The sequence below is a fragment of the Azoarcus sp. DD4 genome, assembly GCF_006496635.1.
Lineage (GTDB): Bacteria > Pseudomonadota > Gammaproteobacteria > Burkholderiales > Rhodocyclaceae > Azoarcus.
Map to the genome: position 1 here is coordinate 617,627 of NZ_CP022958.1, position 22,576 is coordinate 640,202.

General features: G+C 66.7%; 14 protein-coding genes. 13 read left to right on the forward strand and 1 reads right to left on the reverse strand.

Annotated features, from left to right (window positions below; genetic code table 11):
- Positions 1-11: 11 nt before the first annotated feature.
- Positions 12-1,295 (reverse strand): GTP-binding protein, encoded by a 1,284-nt coding sequence (locus CJ010_RS03035; RefSeq protein ID WP_141016670.1) that lies wholly within the window; start codon positions 1,293-1,295, stop codon positions 12-14.
- A gap of 345 nt (positions 1,296-1,640) precedes the next feature.
- Between CJ010_RS03035 and CJ010_RS03040 the strand changes: the two genes are divergently transcribed.
- The 13 genes from CJ010_RS03040 to CJ010_RS03100 all read left to right on the forward strand — a co-directional run bounded on the left by CJ010_RS03040 (position 1,641) and on the right by CJ010_RS03100 (position 22,559).
- Positions 1,641-2,807, forward strand: a complete 1,167-nt coding sequence (locus CJ010_RS03040; RefSeq protein WP_141016671.1) for an acetyl-CoA acetyltransferase — start codon at positions 1,641-1,643, stop codon at positions 2,805-2,807.
- A complete protein-coding gene (locus tag CJ010_RS03045; protein ID WP_141016672.1) occupies positions 2,804-4,351 on the forward strand; it encodes an AMP-binding protein in 1,548 nt (515 codons plus the stop codon). Before CJ010_RS03040 ends, CJ010_RS03045 begins: the two co-directional genes overlap by 4 nt.
- A 295-nt stretch (positions 4,352-4,646) precedes the next feature.
- Positions 4,647-5,306 (forward strand): CoA transferase subunit A, encoded by a 660-nt coding sequence (locus CJ010_RS03050; protein ID WP_168224891.1) that lies wholly within the window; start codon positions 4,647-4,649, stop codon positions 5,304-5,306.
- A gap of 3 nt (positions 5,307-5,309) precedes the next feature.
- Positions 5,310-5,945, forward strand: coding sequence for a CoA transferase subunit B (locus tag CJ010_RS03055; protein WP_141016674.1), 636 nt, complete (start codon positions 5,310-5,312; stop codon positions 5,943-5,945).
- Positions 5,946-6,501: 556 nt separating this feature from the next.
- On the forward strand, positions 6,502-8,526 hold the full coding sequence (locus CJ010_RS03060) for a sigma-54-dependent Fis family transcriptional regulator (protein ID WP_205754882.1): 2,025 nt from the start codon (positions 6,502-6,504) through the stop codon (positions 8,524-8,526).
- A gap of 575 nt (positions 8,527-9,101) precedes the next feature.
- The gene (locus CJ010_RS03065) at positions 9,102-11,039 is read left to right on the forward strand and encodes a hydantoinase/oxoprolinase family protein (protein ID WP_141016675.1); all 1,938 of its coding nucleotides are present in this window, start codon (positions 9,102-9,104) and stop codon (positions 11,037-11,039) included.
- Positions 11,040-11,054: 15 nt separating this feature from the next.
- Positions 11,055-11,441 (forward strand): acetone carboxylase subunit gamma, encoded by a 387-nt coding sequence (locus CJ010_RS03070; protein WP_141016676.1) that lies wholly within the window; start codon positions 11,055-11,057, stop codon positions 11,439-11,441.
- A 74-nt stretch (positions 11,442-11,515) separates the two neighbouring features.
- Positions 11,516-13,651, forward strand: a complete 2,136-nt coding sequence (locus tag CJ010_RS03075) for a hydantoinase/oxoprolinase family protein (RefSeq protein WP_141016677.1) — start codon at positions 11,516-11,518, stop codon at positions 13,649-13,651.
- 43 nt (positions 13,652-13,694) lie between these two features.
- Positions 13,695-15,971 carry a hydantoinase B/oxoprolinase family protein gene (locus tag CJ010_RS03080; protein WP_141016678.1) on the forward strand — a complete coding sequence of 759 codons (2,277 nt, stop codon included), beginning with the start codon at positions 13,695-13,697 and terminating at the stop codon, positions 15,969-15,971.
- Positions 15,968-16,834, forward strand: a complete 867-nt coding sequence (locus CJ010_RS03085; RefSeq protein ID WP_141016679.1) for a hypothetical protein — start codon at positions 15,968-15,970, stop codon at positions 16,832-16,834. Before CJ010_RS03080 ends, CJ010_RS03085 begins: the two co-directional genes overlap by 4 nt.
- A 535-nt stretch (positions 16,835-17,369) precedes the next feature.
- Positions 17,370-18,434 carry an NAD(P)-dependent alcohol dehydrogenase gene (locus CJ010_RS03090; RefSeq protein WP_205754884.1) on the forward strand — a complete coding sequence of 355 codons (1,065 nt, stop codon included), beginning with the start codon at positions 17,370-17,372 and terminating at the stop codon, positions 18,432-18,434.
- A 683-nt stretch (positions 18,435-19,117) separates the two neighbouring features.
- Complete coding sequence (locus CJ010_RS03095) at positions 19,118-20,134, forward strand: YCF48-related protein (protein WP_141016680.1); 1,017 nt, start codon at positions 19,118-19,120, stop codon at positions 20,132-20,134.
- 40 nt (positions 20,135-20,174) lie between these two features.
- Positions 20,175-22,559, forward strand: a complete 2,385-nt coding sequence (locus tag CJ010_RS03100) for an RND family transporter (protein ID WP_141016681.1) — start codon at positions 20,175-20,177, stop codon at positions 22,557-22,559.
- Positions 22,560-22,576: the final 17 nt, after the last annotated feature.

Here is a 22,576-nt window from a genome sequence, read left to right on the forward strand (position 1 = left end):
GGCGCCACCGCTCAGGCACTTGCGCTGGGCGTGTGGCGGCGGGCCAGGCGCTTCGGCTGGACGAACCAGGCGTCGAGCTCGATGCCGCCGCGCGGCGCCAGCGGCATCGGCTGGCTGAGCCAGCAACGGGTGGGGAGCAGGGGATGGGCGGCACTGATGCGTATGGCCGCGGCGGCGCCGGGGAGGTCGGCCAGCGCGCTGCGGATGGCGTCTACCGCTGTCGCATCGAGATCCTGGGTGATGAATACCAGCCGTCCGCAGCGGTCGGCAAAGGCGCCGCCATCGGGCCACGCCGGAAGTCGCACCGGTGGGTAGGCCACGTCCTGCACGCACTGGACGACCTGCGGCCGCGGATCGCCAGCCACCGCGATCAGCCCCTTCACCCGCAGCAACTGCCGGCCGTAGGACGCGAGGATCCGTCCGAGCGATACCGCGAAGCCATGCCACGGCACCGGCGCTTCGAAGCGGACGACGAAGGAGGACACGGCGCTGCCGTGGCGTTCGACGTGTCTATGCCGGCGCGTGGCAGGCTTGCGCGTCCAGCGTGCGGTGGTGTCGCTTGCCGTCGGGCGGGCTTGTTCGTGCTCGTGCTCGCGCTCGTCCGCCAGCCAGCGGGCGACATCGGGCAACTTGTCGGCGGCAGCGTAGATGCCGCTGCCGAACAGCTGGTCGGGCGCGACCTTGCCGTGGCGCACGTCCAGGCGCTGCGCCGTGGGGTTGAGCGTGGCGAGCCTTTCATCCAGCCGGGCCCGGGTGGCCGCGTCGCTGAGGTCGCCTTTGCTGATCAGCAGGCGGTCGGCCATCGCGACCTGGCGCACTGCCTCGCGATGCCGCTTCAACTGCTCGCAGCCGTGGCCGGCGTCGACCACCGTCAATACGCTGTCGCAGACATAGCGCGCGGAGACGAAGCGTTCCTCCATCAGCGTATAGACCACGGGAACCGGATCGGCGAGGCCGGTCGTCTCGATGATCACGCGTGACAGCTCGGGGATCTCCCGCCGCGAAAAGCGCTGGTGGAGTTCGCGCAGGGCCCGGACCAGGTCGCCTTGCACGCTGCAGCAGATGCAGCCCGAATCCAGCAGCAGGGTGTGCTCGTCGAGCCTGTCGACCAGGTGGTGGTCGATGCCGACTTCGCCGAACTCGTTGATCAACAGGGCGGTACCCGCCATCGCCGGATCCTTCATCAGCCGGTTCAGCAGGGTCGTCTTGCCCGCACCGAGGAAGCCGGTGAGCAGGCTGACGGGGATGCGGTCGATCGGGCGGCGGGTCGGCTGCGATGCAGCAGGGCTGGGCATGCTTGTCTCCGATGTCGTTCTTGGTTTGCGTGCAGGAAGCACGCCGGAGCGATGCAAAGGCCATGCCACTGCATGGAGAAGCCGGCAATCCCGTCAAGGCAGCGGCACCGCGGCGCGCATCGGGGTGGTTGCGGGCCGTATGCGTACTGGAATCGAACGCGAGGCGCCGGGCGAGCGTCCGACAACCGGACGCCGGGGCGCCGCCGGCGCATCTTCGGCAGTGGAAAATCAGGGGCTTGCGATTGTCATCCGGCGCTGCGCCGGTGGCATGGCCGATGCTAAATGACCCGGCGGGGCGAGCCGGATCTTCGCTCCTGCAGATCATTCACTCATAAGGGAAACAACATGGGCGTCAGCATTATCGGTTGGGCACATTCGTCGTTCGGACGGCTGGACATGGTCGATCTCGAGTCGCTCATCATCGGCGTCAGCCGCGACGCACTGCAGGATGCGGAAGTTCCTGCCGAGGATGTCGATGGCATCTGGCTGGGCCACCTCAACGGCGGGCTGGTGCCGGAGATCTTCTGTTCGTCGCTGGTCCTGCAGGCCGACCCCGCCCTGCGCTGGTGTCCCGCGACCCGCGTCGAGAACGCCTGCGCGTCCGGTGCCGCGGCGGTCTATGCGGCCTGCGATGCGATCGAGGCCGGGCGGGCGCGCATCGCGCTGGTGGTGGGTGCCGAGAAGATGACGTCGGTGTCCGGTTCCGAGGTCACGCAGGTGCTGGCGTCGGCGTCCTACGTAGCGGAAGAGGCGGCCAAGGGGCTGACCTTCCCGGGCTTGTTCGGCCAGCTGGCCGAGCGGTACTTCGACCGCTACGGTGACCACGCGGCGACACTGGCCCGCATCGCCGCGAAGAATCATGCCAACGGCGTGCGCAATCCCTGGGCTCACATGCGCCGGGATCTGGGTTTCGAGTTCTGCAACACAGAGTCGGAGCGCAATCCGCGGATCGCCGGCCCGCTGCGCAAGACCGATTGTTCGCTGGTGTCCGACGGTGCGGCCGCGCTGGTGCTGGCCGACGATGCGGTGGCCGCGAGCGCCCGCCGCGCAGTGCGCCTGCGTGCCCGCGCCCAGGTCAACGACTTCCTGCCGGTCTCCAGCCGCGACGTCCTCAGCTTCGAGGGGCCGCGGCGGGCCTGGCAGCGGGCGCTGGCCGATGCCCGATGCGCGGTGCACGACCTCTCGCTCGCCGAGGTGCACGACTGCTTCACCATCGCCGAACTGCTGACCTACGAGGCCATGGGGCTGGCCGCGCCCGGCCGCGGCGGCGACTGCCTGCTCGACGGCAGCGTCTATGCTGACGGCAGGCTCCCGGTCAATCCGTCGGGCGGTCTCAAGGCCAAGGGGCATCCGATCGGTGCGACGGGGGTGTCCATGCACGTGATGGCCGCCATGCAGCTGACCGGGGAGGCGCTCGACATGCAGGTCAAGGATGCGAGCGTGGCGGGCGTCTTCAACATGGGCGGCGCGGCGGTCGCCAACTACGTAAGTATCCTGGAGCGCACAAAATGAACCTCGCCCAGCTGCTCGCGCGTTCGGCACGGACCTTTCCGGAGCGGCTCGCAGTCATGGCCGGAGCCCGCCCGCTGCATACCTATGCCGGGCTGGCCGCGCGCGCGGCCCGGCTGGCCGGCTTTCTGCGGCGCAACCTCAGGCTGGCGCCGGGGGAGCGGGTGGCCATCCACATGACGAACTGCCCCGAATACCTCGAATGCCTCTACGGGGTGCTGTGGGCGGGGCTGGTGGCGGTGCCCATCAATGCCAAGCTGCATCCGCGCGAGGCGGCCTTCATCCTCGCCGACGCCGGTGCCCGCCTGGCCTGCGTGTCGCGCGACCTGGCCGATGGACTGGGCGCCTGCCCCGGTGGCGACGCGCTGCCGACCCTGGTGCCCGGCGACGCGCTGTACACCCGCGCGGTGTCGGCCCTGGCGATTCCGGTACAGGAACGCCTGCCGGACGATCTGGCCTGGCTGTTCTATACCTCGGGCACGACCGGCAAGCCCAAGGGGGTGATGCTCAGCCACCGCAACCTGATGGCGATGACGTCCTGCTTCTTCATGGACGTGGATCCGGTCGCCGAGGCCGATGCGGCGGTCTACGCGGCGCCGCTGTCGCACGGCGCGGGCCTCTACAGCTTTCCCTACGTGCTGCGGGGCTGCCGCCATGTCGTGCCGGAATCCGGGGGATTCGATCCGGCCGAGCTGATCGCGCTTGCGGCCCGGGTCGGGCGGCTGGCCATGTTCGCCGCGCCGACCATGGTGAAGCGCCTGACCGAGCGGGTGAAGCAGGCGGGCAGCGATCCGTCGGGCTTCCAGACCATCGTCTACGGCGGCGGTCCGATGTACGCCGAGGACATCGCCGAGGCGCTCACGGTGATGGGGCCGCGCTTCGTGCAGATCTACGGTCAGGGCGAATCGCCGATGACCATCACCGCGCTGTCGCGTGCCGTCCTGGCCGACCGCAGCGACCCAGCCTGGGCGTCGCGCATCGCCTCGGTCGGGGTGGCGCAGTCGCTCGTCGAAGTCCGCATCGTCGATGCCGAGGGCCGGCCGCTGGCGAACGACGAGGTCGGCGAGGTGGTGGTCCGCGGCGAGACGGTCATGTCCGGCTACTGGCAGCAGCCCGAGGCGAGCGCGGCCGCGCTGCGCGGCGGCTGGCTATGGACGGGCGACATGGGGGCGATGGATTCGCACGGCTTCGTCACGCTCAAGGACCGCTCAAAGGACGTGATCATCTCGGGCGGCGCCAACATCTATCCGCGCGAGGTGGAGGAGGTGCTGGTCGCCCATCCCGCGGTCAGGGAGGTGTCGGTGGTCGGCCGGCGCGATGCCGACTGGGGCGAGGTGGTGATCGCCTTCGTGGTGGTCGATCCGGAGGCCGGCGTCGCCGCCGAAGAACTGGACCGCTACTGCCTGGACCGCATCGCCCGCTTCAAGCGGCCCAAGGAATACCGCTTCGTCGCCGCCCTGCCGAAGAACAACTACGGCAAGGTGCTGAAGACGGCGCTGCGCGAAATGCTGGAAGACGCCGCATCCGCGCCGTCCTGCCGCGTTTGAGCAATGCCGCCCGCCTCGAATTCGAACGAAGCCTGATCGCGATCGACCGCAAACAAAACGACGATGTCCATCGCCGGAATCCGGATAGGAATTCGAATTCCTTTTGCCTCAGGTAATTAGCGATTCTGGCATTGCCTTTGCTGTAAGCCATGCGAGCGGAAATGCTCCGCGCGGGAATTCCGTCCAAGGCGAATTCCGGGAAACGGCGCAACTCAAATTGAAGGAATGCAAAGTGTCTTCAAGAAAGCGATATCCGACGGCAGCTGAGGCATTGGCAGGGCTGCTGCACGACGACATGACGATCATGTCGGGCGGTTTCGGCCTGTGCGGTATTCCCGCCATCCTGATCGATGCGGTGCTCGAATCCGGGGTGAAGGGCCTGACGCTGATCTCGAACAACCCGGGCTGCGACGGCCTCGGCCTCGGCAAGCTGTTCGACACCCGCCAAGTGCGCAGGCTGATCTGCTCCTATGCGGGCGAGAACGCCCAGTTCGCTCGCCAGTACATGGCGGGCGAGGTGGAGGTGGAGTTCAACCCGCAGGGCACCCTGGCAGAACGCATCCGCGCCGGCGGCGCCGGCATTCCCGCCTTCTACACCCCCACCGGCGTCGGCACGGTGATCGCCGAAGGCAAGCCCACCGCCGAATTCGACGGTAAAAACTACGTGCTCGAGCGCGGCCTGCGGGCGGACCTGGCCCTGGTGCACGCCTGGCAGGGCGATGGCGAGGGCAATCTCGTCTATCGCATGACGGCGCGCAACTTCAATCCCATGATGGCCACGGCGGCCGCGGTGACGGTGGCCGAGGTCGAGGAACTGGTCGAGCCGGGCGCGATAGACCCTGACCATATCGTCACGCCCGGCATCTACGTGGATCGCATCGTGCTGGTGGAAAACGTCGACAAACGGATCGAACAGCGGACGGTGCGTCGCCGCCCGGCCCTGGTGGAGGAGTGAGGAATGGCCTGGACCCGAGATCAAATGGCGGCGCGCGCCGCGCGCGAATTGCGTGACGGCTACTACGTCAATCTGGGCATCGGCATTCCGACCCTGGTGGCCAATCACGTGCCGCCCGGCATGTCCATCCAGCTCCAGAGCGAGAACGGCATGCTCGGCATGGGGCCCTTCCCGTGGGAAGGCGAGGAAGACGCGGACCTGATCAACGCCGGCAAGCAGACCATTACCACGCTGCCGACCACCAGCTTCTTCGATAGTGCCACCTCCTTCGGCATGATCCGCGGCGGCCATATCCAGCTGTCCATGCTGGGTGCGCTGCAGGTGTCGGAGAAGGGCGACCTGGCGAACTGGGCGGTGCCGGGCAAGATGGTCAAGGGCATAGGCGGCGCGATGGACCTGGTGGCCGGGGTCGGCCGCGTCGTGGTCATCATGGAACACACCGCACGAGGCGAGCCCAAGATCGTCCGCGAGTGCTCGCTGCCGCTGACCGGAACGGGCGTGGTGGACCTGATCGTGACCGATCTCTGCGTGTTCGAAGTACGCGACGACGGCCTGGCGCTGGTCGATCTCGCGCCCGGCACCAGCGTGGATGAGGTCCGGGCCGCCACCGCCGTCGATTTCGTCGTCGACCTGCAATAGGCGCGCCGCCAGCCGCCCTGCAGGTGCCGACATTTTCGGGGGCACGCAACATCCGGCGAGGAATCCTTCTTCCCTCTCCTCGGGTACCTCACACGCCGGAAGCCCCCACCTTTTTTCCGGCCGCCGTATCTTTCCAGGCGGGGCGTTCGATAATCGGACTACGCCAGCGTTCGATTATCGAACGCCCTTCGTCGCCTTGCCTTTTGCCACGGCGCTGCAAACGGGCGAATCCGCCCCTCATCAATCATCTGCCGGATTGGCGCAGAATTTGCTGAGTTCGAACATCGATCGGTACAGCGCTTGATTTTTGTGCGGATCGAGACCAGTCTGGCTAGTCATCCCGGGCTGGCAAGACGGGGCAGCGTGCTCGAGACACACGCCGCTCCCGTCAGCGGGAACAACACAAGATCGAAGATCCGGTCGCTTGCCGGTGTCGCCGCAGAGGCACACCGGCACGGGGACACGGCCAGGGACACATGAGAGAACTGCGCGCGGCCTGCGGACCGAATCCGCAGCCGACGACGCAGTCAGCGTATCGGCGCAAAGGAGGGTGGACATGCCTGCCACTATTTCAGGCCAGATGTTTTCCGTTCCGGAAAACGATGGCCGCATCATGGCTTCATGGGAGCACTTCGTTAATGGGGACGAGGCCGGGTCGGACGCACTGCGCCGCCTGATCGACGATTCGTGGCGCCGCTGCTTCGGCGCCAGCGTGGACCCCGGGCGCTATCAGGCGCCGCCGCCGGTCGGAGAGAACTCCCTGCACTACCTGCGCGACGAATCTTCCGACCTGCTCACCGCCAGCGCGCCGGTGATGGCATCGGCGCGGGACTTCCTGTCCGAAACCGGGACGGTGATGGTCCTGACCAATCACAGCGGCACCATCCTCAATCTCGAAGGCGACATGTCCACCCGCGGCGCCGCGGAGAACGTGCATCTGCTGTCCGGCGCCAACTGGAGCGAACTGGCCTGCGGCACCAATGCCATCGGCACCGCGCTGGAGGTCGGCCAGCCGGTGCAGATCCACTCGGCGGAACACTACTGCGCCGGTATCAAGCGCTGGTCCTGTTCGGCCACGGTGATCCGCGACCCCTACGACGGCACCATACTCGGCGTGGTCGACGTGTCCGGGCTGTCGGCCTCCTACAGCCGCCACAGCCTGGCGCTGGTGGTGGCCACCGCGGGGCGGATCGAGAACCGGCTGGCGCGCATGGAAATGGACGTGCGCTACCGGCTGCTCGAAACCTGCGTCGATCGTCTGTCGGTGTCGGCGCTGGACGGCGTGATCGTGTTCGACCGCCGCGGCCGCGCGATCAAGGCCAATCCGCGGGCATCCACGGTCATGGCCGACCTTGCCGGATGCCAGTTCGCCGGCGCGCCGGACGCGTTGTCCGCGCTGACGCTGAAGTGGAAGCAGACCGAACAGGCGGCGGAGGATCTGCCCGACTGGATAGACCGGGACTGGCTGGAGCCGGTGGTCATCGGTGGGGAGCACCTCGGTACGGTATTGACCCTGCCGAGCCGCCGCCACCAGGGCGGCGGCCTGTCCCGCTCCGTGCCGCTGTTTTTCGGCGAGACGGTCGAAAAGGGCTCCTTCGAAAAGGTCGTGGGCGCATCGCCGGCGCTGATGCAGGCCGTCGGCCGGGCGCAGCAGCTGGCGAAATCGCGCGTGCCCGTGCTGCTGCTGGGCGAAACCGGCGTGGGCAAGGACGTGTTCGCGCGCTGCATCCACGAATCCGGCGCAACCAAGGACGGCCCGTTCGTGGCGCTGAACTGTGGCGGTTTCTCGCGCGAGCTGCTGACCAGCGAACTGTTCGGCTATACCGAGGGCTCGTTCACAGGCGCGCGCCGCGGCGGCATGATCGGCAAGATCGAGGCAGCCAACGGCGGCACCCTGTTCCTGGACGAGATCGGCGAGATGCCGATCGACCTGCAGCCGCATTTCCTGCGCGTGCTGGAAGAAGGCGAGGTCTATCGCATCGGCGAGAACAAGCCGCGCAAGGTGAATTTCCGCCTCATCGCCGCGACCAACCGCGATCTGCGCAAGGAGATCCAGGCCGGCAGCTTCCGCATGGACCTCTTCTACCGGGTGGCGGTGACGAGCATCAGCATTCCGTCGCTGCGCGAGCGCACCGGCGACATCCCCCTGCTCGGCGACCATTACCTGAAGGCGCTGGCGCAGCAGCACGGGCTGGGGCCGCGGACGCTGTCGGCCGGCGCGGCCGAACGCCTGGCGCAATACGGCTGGCCGGGGAACATCCGCGAGTTCCGCAACGTAATCGAGAGCATGCTGCTGACCTCGCAGGCGAGCGTCCTCACCGAGGCGGACCTGCCGCTCGACATCCGTGCGGCGCTGGAAGCCGCGCCGCAGGATGACCCGGACGCGCCGTGCGACGCGCGCGACCTGACCTGCCTCGAAAGTGCGGAGCGCGAGGCCATCCTGCGTGCGATCAAGGCCTGCCGCGGCAACATGACGGCCGTTGCGCGCGAGCTGGGCATCGCCAAGAGCACCGTCTATGCGAAGCTCAAACGCTTCGGCCTGGAAGCCTATGTGGACGACCTGCGCAATTATCGCGTCTGACATCGCGCCGCTGTCCTGATCGTCGTGCCTATCCATCCGCCCCGGCCGTTGCCGGGGGCGGATGAAGTTTCCCGAGTCGCTGCGTCCGGAAGGCGTGTTCGCGCCCTTGCGGCGGCCCGGTAATTCCGGCCAGCCTGCCGGCAGCCTTATCCCATTCCGTTTTTTCGCCGCCCCGCGCCATTTGCCGCGGGCGTAACGGCTATTCAAGCGCTTCCGGCGAATCTCCGTCGTCTGACGGACGTCGTTCCTGCTGACCGATTCGATTCCGGATATTGCGTCGCATCAATCAAACCGAAAATCGAACGCTTTATCTGGAAAGAAAACGCGTTCGATTTGAAGACTATTTCAACGGAATTAAAAAATCATTAAAAACAATTAGTTGAATGATTTTGTCCGTTCTTTGTGAATTGGCATGGGGCTTGCGATAAGGATGCTCGGAAGGTCCGGTTTCGTCGATTCAGTCCGTTGTCTGAGGGCATGCGGCGACGAAATCCGGAATCCAGACAATCCGAGTACCAAGAACGGAAGTCGGAAGAATCTCAATCCACGAACGAGATGGCAGGAGGTAATGCGGCATGGCATTGCAAATCAACATCGATAACGGTGGAACACTCACCGATATCTGCATCATGACCGATGATGCGGTCAGGAAAACCAAGGTGCTGACCACACCCTACGACCTGAGCAAGTGCTTCTTCGAAGGCCTGCAGAAGGCCTCGGGCGTGCTCTACGACACCCCGGACGTCGAGCGCCTGCTCGAGGAAGTCGACCTGATCCGCTACTCGACGACGCAGGGCACCAATGCCATCTGCGAACGCAAGGGCCCGCGCCTGGGCTTGATCATCGATGCCGGCGCGCGCGATCTGCCGGTGCGGCTGGCCGAGCACGATCCGGAGGTGTACGAGGCGCTGGTCGGCGACCGCGTGGTCTTCCTCGACGCCGCGGTGGTCCGCGGCGACAGCGCGGACGTCGACGTGGTGAAGGCGATCAACCAGCTCACCGCCGCCGGTGCCAACCGGCTGGTAGTCAGCTTCGGCGGCGCCGCCTTCCGCGAGGTCGAGGAGCGTTTCCGCAAGGTGGTGCTGCGCAAGTATCCGCGCCACCTGCTGGGGGCGGTGCCGGTGCTCTACGGCAGCGATCTGACCACCGACCGCGACGTCGTCCGCCGCACCTGGACGGCACTGATCAACTCCTTCCTGCATCCGGCGATGGAAGCCTTCCTGTTCAACGCCGAGAACCGCCTGCGCGCCTATCGCACCAAGAACCCGCTGCTGATCTTCCGCAACGACGGCGACGCCTCGCGGGTGGCCAAGACGGTGGCGATCAAGACCTACAGCTCCGGCCCGCGCGGTGGCATGGAGGGCATGAAGTCCTTCGCCCGGCTCTACGGCATGTCCGATGTGGTCGCGATCGACGTCGGCGGCACCACCACCGACATCGGCCAGTGCCTGGACGGCAAGGTGGCCGAGGTCCAGCGCGGCCACGTCGAAGGCATCAGCGTGTCCTTCCCCCTGTGCGAAATCATGAGCGCCGGCGCGGGCGGCAGCTCCATCTTCAAGGTGGTCAACAACCGCATCGTGATCGGTCCCGAGAGCGTGGGTGCGGTGCCCGGGCCGGCGGCCTTCGGCCGCGGCGGCAAGGAAGCCACCATCACCGATGCCAGCCTGCTGTGCGGCATCTTCGATCCGAAGTCCTATTTCGGCGGCGGCATGGCGCTCGACCTCGACCGCGCCGCGACGGCGGTCAGCCTCAACATCGCCCAGCCGCTCGGTGTCGGCCTGGACGACGCACTGCTGCAGATGGAGCACGCCTACGAGGAGAAGATCGCGGTCGAGCTGCATCGTTTCACGAAGGTGTCCAAGGACACCGTGATGCTCGCCTTCGGTGGCGCCGGCCCGCTCAATGCGTGCGGCGTCGCCGAGAAGGCCGGCATCGACCGGGTCGCGGTGCCCAAGCTGGCGGCGGTGTTCAGCGCCTTCGGCATCGGCTCGTGCGACATCTCGCAGCGCTACGCGGTCGCCCTCGACGATCGCAGCGACGCGGGCGTGGGGGCGGCGCTGGCCGGTCTCAAGCTCAAGGCCGGGCGCGACATGTTTGCCGAGGGCTTTGCCGCAGGCCAGTACGACATCGAAGCCTGGCTCGCCGGCGAGATGGAGGACGGCAGCGAACTGAGCCGCCCGCTCGCGGACGGTGCCGGCTTCCCGCCGGAACTGGCCCGCGCCAGAACGGTGGAAATCGGCCTGCGTGCGGTCAAGCCGCTGCGCGCCGACGCCGGCAAGACCGCCCGCTTCGCGCCTGCGCAGGCGGCGACGGCAGCGGGGACGCGCAATGTCCTGACCCGCGGCAAAGGCCGCATCGACATCCCCGTCTATCGCCTGGCCGACCTCGCCACCGGCGACCACGCGAGCGGCCCCGCGATCCTCGAGGAAGACTTTTTCACGTGCCACGTGCTCGATGGCTGGAGCTTCGTCATCAGCGACGCGGGCGACATCATGCTGAACAGGAAGGCCTGACAAATGAAAGTACCGATGACTGAATACCTGCGCGTCGACCTCGACTCCGAAAAGTGGGAGTGCCGCGTGTGCGACCACGAGATCGGTCCGGCGACCAAGGGCTACAAGGAAGGCATGCTGGTCTACAACCGCGACCCACGCGAAATCCACCCGCCCATCATCGATCCCGAGAAGTACCGCTTCACCTTCAGCCCCGACCCGGAGTGGGTGCGCATCCTCGAGTACTACTGCCCGCATTGCGGAACCATGGTCGAGACCGAGTACGCCGTCCCCGGCCATCCGCCGCTGCACGACATGCAGCCCGACCTGCCCGCGCTGCGCGCGCAGTGGGCCAAGCGCGGCGAGGTCGCGGAGCCGGTGGTCGGTCCCGCGGTGACGGCCGATCAGGGCCACAGCCACTAAGCCCATTCAAGCGCCGGAACGGAAGGCCGCCCGCGCTCCGGGCGGCCCCGGCGGAACAGAATCAAGGAGATAGCATGAGGCGCGTTTCAGTCGATATCGGTGGCACCTTCACCGATTGCTTTGTGGTGTGGGATGGCAAGTACATCGAAGCCAAGGCCCTGACCACCCATCACAACCTCGCCCTGGGCTTCAACGAAGCCCTGAGCAAGGCCTACCACGACCTCGGCCTGGAGCTGGAAGAGATCCTCTCCCAGGTGGATTCGGTGCGCTATGCGACCACGCTCGGCACCAACGCCCTGATCGAGCACAAGGGCCCCAAGATCGGCATGCTGGTGACCGCCGGCTACGAGGCCACGGTGCCGCTGTCGCGTGCCCGCGGCTACGGCGAAGGCCTCGACAACCTCGGCCAGCAGGACATGCCCAACGCCCAGCGTCCCGATCCGCTGGTGCTGCCGCACATGATCCGCGGCGTGCGCGAGCGGGTGGACTTCCAGGGCGACCTGGTGATGCCGCTCGACGAGGACGACGTGCGCACCCAGATCCGCGAACTGGTGGACCGCGGCGCCGAGATCATCGTGGTGGCGCTGGTGAACGCGGTGGTGAATCCGGCGCACGAGCAGCGCATCGAGGAGATCCTGCTCGAGGAGTATCCGTCGCACCTGCTCGGCGCCATCCCGGTGATCCTGTCGCACCAGGTGGCCGGCCGCAAGGGCGAATACGTGCGGGCAACCTCGGCCATCGTCGACGGCTACCTGCACAACACCATGTACCACGCCCTGTCGGCGCTGGAGCAGAACCTGCGCGCGCATCGCTACGAGAAGCCGATGCTGGTCATCCACAACTCCGGCGGCATGGCCCAGCTCAACTCCACCGATGCCCTGCAGACCATCCACTCCGGCCCGGTGTCCGGCATCGGCGCGTCCGAGCACCTGGCGATGCAGTGCGACCTGGGCAACGTGGTCGCGACTGACATGGGCGGCACCAGCTACGACATCGGCATCGTGGTCGAAGGCGGCATCAAGCACTACGACTTCAACCCGGTGATCGACCGCTGGCTGGTGTCGGTGCCGATGGTGCACCTGGTGACGCTGGGCGCCGGCGGCGGCTCCATCGCCAGCTACGACCGCATGTACAACACGGTGAAGTGCGGCCCCGAATCCGCGGGCTCCGACCCCGGCCCGGCCTGCTACGACCGCGGCGGCATGCGGCCGACGGTGACCGACGCCGACCTGTTGCTCGGCTACCTCGACCCGAAGAACTACGCCGGCGGCTCGATTCCGCTCAACCCGCGGCGCGCGTCGGCGGCGATCGAGGACGCGCTGTGCGACGACCTCGACTGCTCGGTGATCGAGGCCGCGCTGCTGATCCGCGAGAAGGTGGACGACAACATGGCCAACGGGTTGTTCACCGAGCTGCGCGCGCGCGGTTACGACCCCAAGGACTTCACCATGCTCGCCTATGGCGGCAACGGGCCGCTGCACTGCTGCGGCATCGCCCAGAACCTGAACATCGACAAGATCCTGGCGCCCCCGCTCAGTTCGGTGTTCTCGGCGGTCGGTGCCGGCAACATGCACCAGCTCCACATCCACGAGACCTCGCTGTACATGGTGTTGTACGACTCGAACACGCGCCACCTGTTCGACGACTACGAGCGCTTCAACGCCATCGTCGCCGACCTCAAGGAGCAGGGCACCCAGGATCTGCTGCGTCAGGGCGTGGCGCGCGAGGACATCTGCCACAACCTCGAGCTGGACATGCGCTACGGCAACCAGCTGGTGCAGACCACCGCCGTGATTCCCCGCCACGAGGTGCATGGTCCGGCCGATGTGCTGGCCATCATCGAGCAGTTCTCCAACGACTATGGCAAGCGCTTCGGCGAGGGCTCGCAGGCGCCGGAGGCCGGCATCCGCATCAACACCATCCGCGTGGCGGCCTTCGTGCGTCACGAGACGGTGAAGTTCGAGAACATCAAGCCGGTCCCGGTCGAGCAGCGCAAGTCGCCGCCGCCGCCGTCGGACACCCGCAAGTGCTACTTCGTCGGCCACGAGGGCGCCTTCGAGACCCCGGTGTGGAGCCGCGCGGCGATCGAGCCCGGCGTGCAGATCGCCGGCCCCGCCATCGTCGCCTCCGAAGTGACCACCTTCCTGGTCAACCCCGGCTGGAACTTCGTCGCCGCCAAGCAGGGTGCTTCCTGGTTCCTGCGCGCCTGAGGGCCGCGGGACAGCCATCGACCATATTCAGACAGGATCGAACATGAACGACATCGCTACGCCTGTGAAGGCAAAGACGCCCAGCGCCGAGGAATTGGCGCTGATCAAGAAGTTCCTCAGCGACACCACGCTGTTCCTCGGGCCCGACCCCGAGATCATGCAGAACCACGATCTCATGCCGCGCACCGAGGCCGAGGACGAAGCCATCCGCAAGATGAGCGACGCCCACACCATCGCCAAGATCCGCGACCGCATCCAGGCCGGCTGCGACGAAGGCTACGAGATGGTCGAGCAGATGGGCGCGGCCCCCGGCGCCAAGTGGGGCGACGTCATCACCGGGGTGTATTCCGCCTCGGGCGACCTCGCCATCGCCAGTGCCGGCGGCGTGCTGATCTTTTCCGCCCTGGTGCACCACCCGATCAAGTTCATCATCAAGAACTGGATGAACGACCCCACGGTGGGCGTGCGCGAGGGTGACGGCTTCATCCACAACGACTCGCGCTACGGCAACGTGCACAACACCGACCAGAGCATGATCCTGCCCATCTTCCACGAAGGGAAGCTGGTGTGCTGGGTGGCGTCCACCGTGCATGAAGGCGAGAACGGCGCGATCGAGCCGGGCGGCATGCCGTCGATGGCGGAGAGCCCGTGCGACGAGGGCCTCAAGATGAGCCCCTTCAAGGTCGTCGAGAACTACGAGATCAAGCGCGACATCCTGACCTTCCTGCAGAACTCGGTGCGCGAGCCCAAGCTGCAGTACGAGGACATGAAGGTCAAGCTCTTCGCCTGCCTGCGCATCAAGCAGCGCATCGAGGAAACGCTCAAGACCGACGGCCCCAATGCGCTGGTCTCCACCCTGCGCCTGACCATGGAGAACGTGCGCGCCGAGGTGAAGCGCCGCATCAGCGAATGGCCGGACATGACGGTGCGCACCTACATCATCCAGGACTCGACGCTGCGCGAGAACTGCGTGGTGAAGATCAACTGCAAGCTCACCAAGACCGGCGACCGCCTGATCTTCGACTTCCGCGGCTCGGCGCCGGAATTCACCAACCGGCCGACCAACACCATCGTCGCCGGCCTCAAGGGCATGCTGGCGCAGGTCTTCCTGTGCTACGTGTGGCCCGACCTGCCGCGCGGCCAGGCCGCCTTCGCGCCGATCGAGGTGATCACCGACCCGCATTCCATCGTCAATTGCTCCTACGCGGCGCCGAACTCGCAGAGCCTGATGTCCATCTTCACCGGCTTCACCGCCGGCCAGCACGCGGTGGCCAAGTTCCTCTACAGCTGCCCGGAGAAGTACACCAAGGTCCATGCCCCGACCTTCAACATGATCAACACCTTCATCTGGGGCGGGGTCAGCCAGCACGGCGAAACCCTCGGCAACCTCTGCGCCGACTTGAACGGCATGGGCGCTGGCGCCACGGTGGACCGCGACGGCGAGCATGCGCTGGCGCCTATCTTCGCCACCATGGCCGACATCGGCGAGCAGGAACTCAACGAGGAGGACGTGCCCTTCCTGCAGCTCGTCTCCAAGAAGATGACGCGCGACGCCATCGCCCCGGGCAAGTACCGCGGCGGCCAGGGCTACACCATGATCGTGGCGACCAAGGACAGCGAGCAGTGGGGCTTCATGACCACCTGCCAGGGCGCCAAGATCCCGCCGCTGCAGGGCCTGTTCGGCGGCTACGCCTGCGGGGCCTACCCGCTCTCCAAGGTCAAGGGCGTGGATGTGTACGACGTGCTGCTGGAAACGCCGGAGAAGTTCAAGCACTCGATCGAGGAGATCATGAACGAGCAGCCCTTCGAGGGCGCGAGCTACACCACCCACCACATGGGGATGGGCTTCGAGATCTCCAAGCGCGGCGAACTCTTCATGATCTCGCAGGGTGCCGGTGCCGGTTACGGTGACCTGCTGGAGCGCGATCCGGCCGGGGTGATCCGCGACATCGAGGAAGGCCTGATCTCGCCGGCCGTGGCCGAGCGCCTGTACAAGGTCAAGTTCGACCCGGCGACGCTGGCGATCAACCACGACGCCACCGCCGCGGCGCGCGATGCCGAGCGCAAGGCGCGCCTGGCGCGCGGCGTGCCCTATGCCGAGTTCGTCAAGTCGTGGAACAAGCCGACGCCGCCGTCGCACCTGCAGTACTTCGGCTGCTGGGGCGACGACGTCGGCAAGCTCTACATGGGCGACGCGGACAAGTACCGCGAAGCGGCCGCGCCGCGCCCCAACTACATGCCCCACCCGAAGGACGTGCGCATCGCCGAACTGGAAGCGCGCCTTGCGGCACTCGGCGCACTGGGAGGTGAAAAGCAATGAGCCAGAGCCTCGCCGACGATCTGCCCGGCGGCACGGGCAACGGGCGCCTGCGGGTGTGGCTCAAGTCTTCGGCTTACACCCGTCGGCTTCTGCTGGGCGCAGGGGGCGACCCTTGGGCCAGCGCACCGCAGTACCTCGCCTACTTCAGCCAGGCCCAGGGCCTGCTGCGCCCCGATGTCGCCGTGGTCGAGGTCGGCGAGCTGTTCGACGCCTGGCTGGCCCGCCACCCGGCGGTGGCGGCCGAGCTGGGCGCCAAGCGGCGCCTCTCCTACCCGCTGCGCAAGCTGCTGGAACAGGAGGCGCCGCGCCAGATCCTGGCCGAGGTGGTCGAAGCGGTGATCGCCAACCTGCGCGGCCAGACCCCGCTGGTGCTGGCCATGCCCTCGCCCAAGCATTGGCTGCACCACGCCAATGCCCTGGCGGGGCGGGTCGGCGTCGAACTGGACCCGGACGGCGTCGAGGATGCGGCCATGTACATGGCCGACCTGCTGCGCTCGGTGTCGGCCTACGCAGTGGGTGGCGTGCTGCTGGAAGAGCACCCCGCCGACAGCGACATGGGCGTGACCGATGTCGAGCGCTATCGCCCGCTCATCAACGTGGCCAAGCACTACCGCTGGTCGCTGGCGCTGCGGCCGCGCGGTGCGGCGGAGTGGGTTTCGCCGTCGCTGGCCGAGTTCGATGCGGTCATCTCGCCGACCATCCGCGCGGCGGCGCCCACCTCGTCGGGCGTGGATGTCAGCGCCGCGCTGTGGTCCGGCGGCGCCCTGCCGGCGCTGGGGCAGGGCCAGTTCTACTTCGCCGAGATTCCGGCCGACCATGAGCCGGAGCACGTCCTGGAAAGCCTGACCCGGCTGCGCGCGTGACCCTGCGGGCGGGCGTCGCGGCGCTGCCGTGATGTCTGCCCGACTTCCTTGTCTCCCTTGCCGTCCCCGGCATCCCGCGCACTCCGCCAGCCCTGGTCGCGGCTGGCGTCCGAGTGCGCGAGGGCCCTGCCGCTGCAGGTGTCCGATGCCGCGGGACGGATCTTTTTCTGCCTCGTCCCCGCTGCGCCAACCGCGTGATTGCGGTGTGCCGCTCGTACGGCCCGTACCGCCTTCCACCTCGAGAAAGATTCTGTGCCCGGCGTCGCCCGGTCTGGACAAGCGTCCGATGGCCGCACGTTGTCCCGGACGGCTTCGGCCGGAATTCGGACGGGATTTTCCGGAAGCAGAATGGATCGCGACCCGGAAATAACTCCAAGTGATTGAACTCCATCAGGAAATACTCATTCTGGATTGATGGCATGTCGTTTGCATTGTCGGAGACGCTTTCCTGGACGAAAGCGGACTCTTGGCAGCAACAAGCGTGGGGCCCACCAAACGGCGCTCCGACAAACGACGACACGGAAGGAGGAATGACATGGCAGGTTCGATGAAGGCGCTGGTGATGCGAGGTCTGCACGATGTGGCGGTGCTCGAGCGTCCCATTCCGCAGCCCGGTCCGAACGACGCGGTGGTGAAAACGACGGTCGCCATGGTGTGCACGTCGGATTGCCACACCATCGAGGGCGGTCTCGGCGAACTCCGGGATCGGGTGCTCGGTCATGAAGCCGTGGGCGTGATCCACGCCCTGGGCAGCGCGGTCAAGGGCTTCGCGCTCGGCCAGCGCGTGGCGGTCAATGCCATCACGCCCTGCTACAAGTGCGAGAACTGCCAACGGGGCTTCACCTCGCAGTGCGAGGTGATGCTGGGCGGCTACAAATTCACCGTCCAGAAGGACGGCAACATGGCGGAGTACTTTCACGTGAATGATGCGGCAGCCAACCTGGCGCCGATCCCGGACGGCGTCTCGGACGAGGCGGCCTGCTACACCACCGACATGATGTCCACCGGCTTCAAGGGCGCGGAGAACGCGCGCATTCCCCTCGGCGGTTCCGGCGTGGTCTTCGGCATGGGGCCGGTCGGGCTGATGGCCATCGCCGGCACCCGCCTGCTGGGTGCCGGGCTGGTCATCGCGGTCGATTGCGTGCCTTCGCGCCTCGAACTGGCCCGCTACTACGGGGCCGATGTCACGATCAACTTCAAGGAGCAGGACCCGATCGCCGAGATCATGCGGCTGACCGGCGGGCATGGTGCCGACGCAGCGATGGATGCGCTGGGTTCGCAGGCCACCTTCGAGAATTGCGTCAAGGCCACGCGACCCGGGGGTGTGATCTCGAACATCGGCTACTTCGGCCACGGTGATTACATCAAGATCCCCCGCCTCGAATGGGGTGTCGGGATGAGCGAGAAAACCATCACCACGCTGCTGTGCCCCGGTGGCAGCGAACGCATGGGCCGCCTGATGCGCCTCATCGAGGCCGGCCGTGTCGATCCGACGCGGCTGACCACCCATCACTTCAAGTTCTCCGAGATCGAGAAGGCCCTGGACATGATGACGACCAAGGCCGACGGCATCATCAAGCCGGTCATCCATTTCGACTGAACCTGCCCGACCGGGCCGTGTCGCCCGAGGGCACGCCCCGTCCGCCATGGATCGGCCTCGAGGCCGGCCGTGGCCAGTGTAACGGGCTCACGGCGCTGTTCCGGTTGCCCGGCGTCATGGCCGGGTTTGCGCGCTTGTCCCGCCCCGGTGTGCCGTTGCCCCGTGCGCGGATCAGCGTTTGCCGCCAACTGGCAGGCGCACTGCCGCCGCGCTCATCCATTCCGATCGCACCCAGGCGTCCGGCCGCCCGGCTATCCGTTCGATAGCCGGGCGGCGATGCGGCGGATTCCCGAACGGCACCGCCGGAATGCTGCTACGCCGCAATTGCGGAATTGGCCGTGAACCAATCGTATCTATCTGATCTGTCGGTAATTTATTCAATTCAATTTACTGGCATCCAAGTTGCTAATTGGCAGTGGCGAGGAGTCATGGCCGGCATTGTCCGAATTCGCTTCGATATCGGACGAATTGAATAGCGGCAGCGGTGAGTTCAATGGTCATTGAATTGGCCGCTGCGCCGAACGGGCGAGATCGCCGGCATCCATGACAGTTCAGCAACCAGTGATGCGATGGAGCGGATATGGAGACAAAAAACAGTTCTGCGCAGTCCGGCGTGCCGGTAAGAAGCGCCGGTACGGCGGGCGATGCATGGATTCGGATGTGGCGCGGCGACGGGAGGCGACATGCTTAAGGCGGTGAACAGACTGGGGCGGGGCGCACGGCTGGTGTCGTCGGTCGGCACCTCGACGCTGCCCATGGCGATCATTGCCGGCTTGCTCTATGCGGCCTTCTTCGTCAAGGCCGAGCCGGCCATCGACAGCCTGGCGGTCCGTCCGATCGAGCGGCGCGACGTCTTCTACGGCCTGGCGGCGCCCGACGCCGGCACGCTGTGGGCGGCGGGCTCCTACGGCAAGGTCGTCCGCAGCGACGACGGCGGCGCGTCCTGGCGCATCCAGCGCACGCCGGTCGTCAGCCACCTGCAGGCCATCGCCGCGTGGGACGGCGAGCGCGCGGTGGCGGTGGGCAACCGCGGCCTGGTGGTGATCACCGCCGACGGTGGCAAGACCTGGCAGGAAGCGCAGGCGCCGCGTTCGGAGGTGGCCAACAAGCTGGTGCAGGTGCGGGCCTATCCCGGCGGCGTGGCGTGGGCGGTGGGCGAACTGGGGGCGGTGCTGAGGAGCACCGACTACGGCGCGAGCTGGACGCGCGCGCTGCCCGAGAAGGACCAGGCCTGGAACGACATCTTCTTCGTCGGTCAGTCGGGCTGGATGGTCGGCGAGTTCGGCCAGATCCTGCGCAGCACTGACGGCGGGGCGAGCTGGGAACAGGTCGACAGCCCGGTCAAGAACAGCCTGATGTCGGTGCACTTCCGCGACGAGCGGCATGGCGTCGCCGTGGGCTTGTCCGGCACCGCGGTGGTGACGGCGGACGGAGGCCAGACCTGGCGCGAAGGTCCGCAGCTGACCCGGGAGCATCTGAACTGCGTGGTGTGGGACGGCGTGTCCTGGGTGGCGGTCGGCGACAAGGGCGTCCGCGTCACCGCCGATGCCGCCGGCACCGACTGGAAGGCCGGCCGTATCGACGAGCGCGACCTGTCGTGGCGCACGCAGATCGTCAAGACCGCGGATGCCTACGTACTGGCCGGCGCCAACCTGTCGGTGCTGCGCGACGACGCGCTGCAGGTCCTGGGCCGCGACTGACGGCATCCGTCAGCGAGATCACGAGAACAAGGAAACAGGAATGAAGAACGCGACGTTCAGGGCACTGGCGAAGCTGATCGACGCCATCCTGCGGTATCGGGCCGCGGTGCTGGCGACGATCATCGGCTTGACCGCGGTGATGGGCTATCTCGCCTCGCAGATCGAGGTGAAGACCGTATTCAGCGATCTGCTGCCACGCAATCATCCCTACGTGGAGGTGAACAACAAGTTCAAGCAGACCTTCGGTGGCTCCAACATGGTGAGCATCATGCTGGAGGTGGAGGAGGGCGACGTCTTCAACATGACGGTGTTGAAGAAGGTCCAGCAGATCACCCAGGCGCTGCAGAAGGTCGAGGGGGTGGACACCTACCAGATCGTGTCGCTGGCCTCGAAGAAGATGAAGGAGGTGCGTGCCTCCACCGAGGGCATCGAGTCGCGCCCGCTGATGTGGCCCAATCTGCCCAAGGATGCCGCCGACATCGCGGTGCTGCGCGAGGCGGTGCTCAACAACCCGCTGGTCTACGGGCCGTATGTGTCCATCGACATGCGCGCCACGCTGATCACCGCGGACTTTGCCGACGGCGCGGTCGATTACCTCAAGGCCTACCACCAGATCGCGGAGATCGCCGAGGGCGCGCGCGGCGACGGCGTGCTGGTGCGCGTGGTGGGCGAGCCCATCCTCTACGGCCTGGTGAATCACTACCTGACCGAAACCTTCTACATCTTCCTGGTGACGGTCGGCGCGCTGGTACTGTTGCTGCTGCTGATCACCCGCACCTGGCACGGCACCCTGCTGCCGCTGGCGACCGGCGTGGTCAGCGCGATCTGGGCGCTCGGTGCGGCAAAGCTGATGGGTTTCCACCTCGACCCGCTGGTGATCGTGGTGGCCTTCCTGATCACGGCGCAGGCAATCTCCAATTCGGTGCAGTTGATCTCGCGTTTCGACGACGAGGTCGCGGCCGGCGCCGACTCGGCCACCGCGGCGGCGCGCGCCAGCATCCTCAACCTGTTCAAGCCGGGCATGCTGGCCATCGTCGCCGACGCCGGCTGCGTGCTGGTGGTGGCGCTGACGCCGATCCCGATGCTGGAGAAGATCTCCTACATAGGCACCGTCTGGATCTTGTCGATCATGTTCAGCGCGATGGTGCTGACGCCGGTGCTGCTGTCGTGGTGCGGCGTGCGCAAGCGCCAGGTGCATCCGCTCAACGTGATGCCGCTGCTGCAGAAGATCCTCGGCCTGTGTTCCGCCATCGTCACCTCGCGGCTGCGCTTCACCGTGGTGCTGGGGGCGGCGGTGGTGTTCGTGGTGTCGGGGCTGTATGCGTTCAAGCTGAAGGTGGGCGATGCCAATCCGGGTTCGCCCATCCTGTGGCCGGATTCCACCTACAACCAGGACGCGACGGCGATCAACCACAAGTTCCAGGGTTCGGACCGGATGTTCGTGGTGGTGGCCGGCAAGCACGAAGGCGCGCTCAAGGAGCCGAGCGTGCTCGAGGGCATGGAGCGCTTCCAGAAGTACATGGAGGCCCAGCCGGAGGTCGGCGGCAGCATCTCGCTGGCCGACATCCTGCCGGCGGTCAAGCGCGTGGTGCGCGAGGGCAATGCGCGCTACCAGGAGCTGGGCAACAGCGCCGACGAGAACGGCGAGCTGGTGTACATGTTCGTGTCCGGCGCCGACCCCGGCGACATGGACCGCTATGCCGATCCGCAGGCGCTCAACGGCGCGGTGACGCTGTTCTTCCGCGACCACCAGGGCGAGACCATCCGCACCGCGATCGCGCGGGTCAAGGAGTACGTCGCCGCCAATCCGCTGCAGGACGCCGAGTTCCTGCTGGCCGGCGGCCTGGTGGGGGTGCTGGCGGCGGTCAACGAGGTGATCTTCGCCGGCCAGATCGAGGCGATCGCGCTGGCCCTGCTGGTGCTGGTGGTGTGCTGCATGGTGACCTACCGCTCCACGGTGGCGGGCATGTTCTTCATGGTGCCGGTGCTGCTGTCCAACACGCTCACTTTCAGCTACATGGCGTGGAAGGGCATCGGCATGAACATCAACACGCTGCCGGTGGTCGCGCTCGGCATCGGCCTGGGCGTCGATTACAGCTTCTACATCGTCGATGGCATCCGCGAGGAGCTGCACCGCCACAAGGACGTGGGCCGCGCCATCGTCAAGTCGATCGCCACCTCGGGCAAGGGCGTGCTGATCACCGCGCTGACCCTGGTGACCAGCGTGGTGCTGTGGAGCTTCTCGTCGCTGCGCCTGCAGGCCGACATGGGCATCCTCATCGCGATCTGGCTGTTCATCTCCGCCGCGTCCGCGCTCTTCCTGATGCCGGCCATGGTCTATGTGTTCCGGCCGGAGTTCATCGTCGGCTCCAAGCGCCACCCCATCGAGCAGGCCGTCGAGCTTCAGCCCGCCAGCGCTGCCTGACCCCGAGCAGTACCCCC

Excerpts from the sequence above, each read along its gene's own strand:
- CJ010_RS03035 (WP_141016670.1), bottom strand. The coding sequence starts at position 1,295 with ATGCCCAGCCCTGCTGCATCGCAGCCGACCCGCCGCCCGATCGACCGC.
- CJ010_RS03040 (WP_141016671.1), top strand. The coding sequence starts at position 1,641 with ATGGGCGTCAGCATTATCGGTTGGGCACATTCGTCGTTCGGACGGCTG.
- CJ010_RS03045 (WP_141016672.1), top strand. The coding sequence starts at position 2,804 with ATGAACCTCGCCCAGCTGCTCGCGCGTTCGGCACGGACCTTTCCGGAG.
- CJ010_RS03050 (WP_168224891.1), top strand. The coding sequence starts at position 4,647 with ATGACGATCATGTCGGGCGGTTTCGGCCTGTGCGGTATTCCCGCCATC.
- CJ010_RS03055 (WP_141016674.1), top strand. The coding sequence starts at position 5,310 with ATGGCCTGGACCCGAGATCAAATGGCGGCGCGCGCCGCGCGCGAATTG.
- CJ010_RS03060 (WP_205754882.1), top strand. The coding sequence starts at position 6,502 with ATGCCTGCCACTATTTCAGGCCAGATGTTTTCCGTTCCGGAAAACGAT.
- CJ010_RS03065 (WP_141016675.1), top strand. The coding sequence starts at position 9,102 with ATGGCATTGCAAATCAACATCGATAACGGTGGAACACTCACCGATATC.
- CJ010_RS03070 (WP_141016676.1), top strand. The coding sequence starts at position 11,055 with ATGACTGAATACCTGCGCGTCGACCTCGACTCCGAAAAGTGGGAGTGC.
- CJ010_RS03075 (WP_141016677.1), top strand. The coding sequence starts at position 11,516 with ATGAGGCGCGTTTCAGTCGATATCGGTGGCACCTTCACCGATTGCTTT.
- CJ010_RS03080 (WP_141016678.1), top strand. The coding sequence starts at position 13,695 with ATGAACGACATCGCTACGCCTGTGAAGGCAAAGACGCCCAGCGCCGAG.
- CJ010_RS03085 (WP_141016679.1), top strand. The coding sequence starts at position 15,968 with ATGAGCCAGAGCCTCGCCGACGATCTGCCCGGCGGCACGGGCAACGGG.
- CJ010_RS03090 (WP_205754884.1), top strand. The coding sequence starts at position 17,370 with ATGGCAGGTTCGATGAAGGCGCTGGTGATGCGAGGTCTGCACGATGTG.
- CJ010_RS03095 (WP_141016680.1), top strand. The coding sequence starts at position 19,118 with ATGCTTAAGGCGGTGAACAGACTGGGGCGGGGCGCACGGCTGGTGTCG.
- CJ010_RS03100 (WP_141016681.1), top strand. The coding sequence starts at position 20,175 with ATGAAGAACGCGACGTTCAGGGCACTGGCGAAGCTGATCGACGCCATC.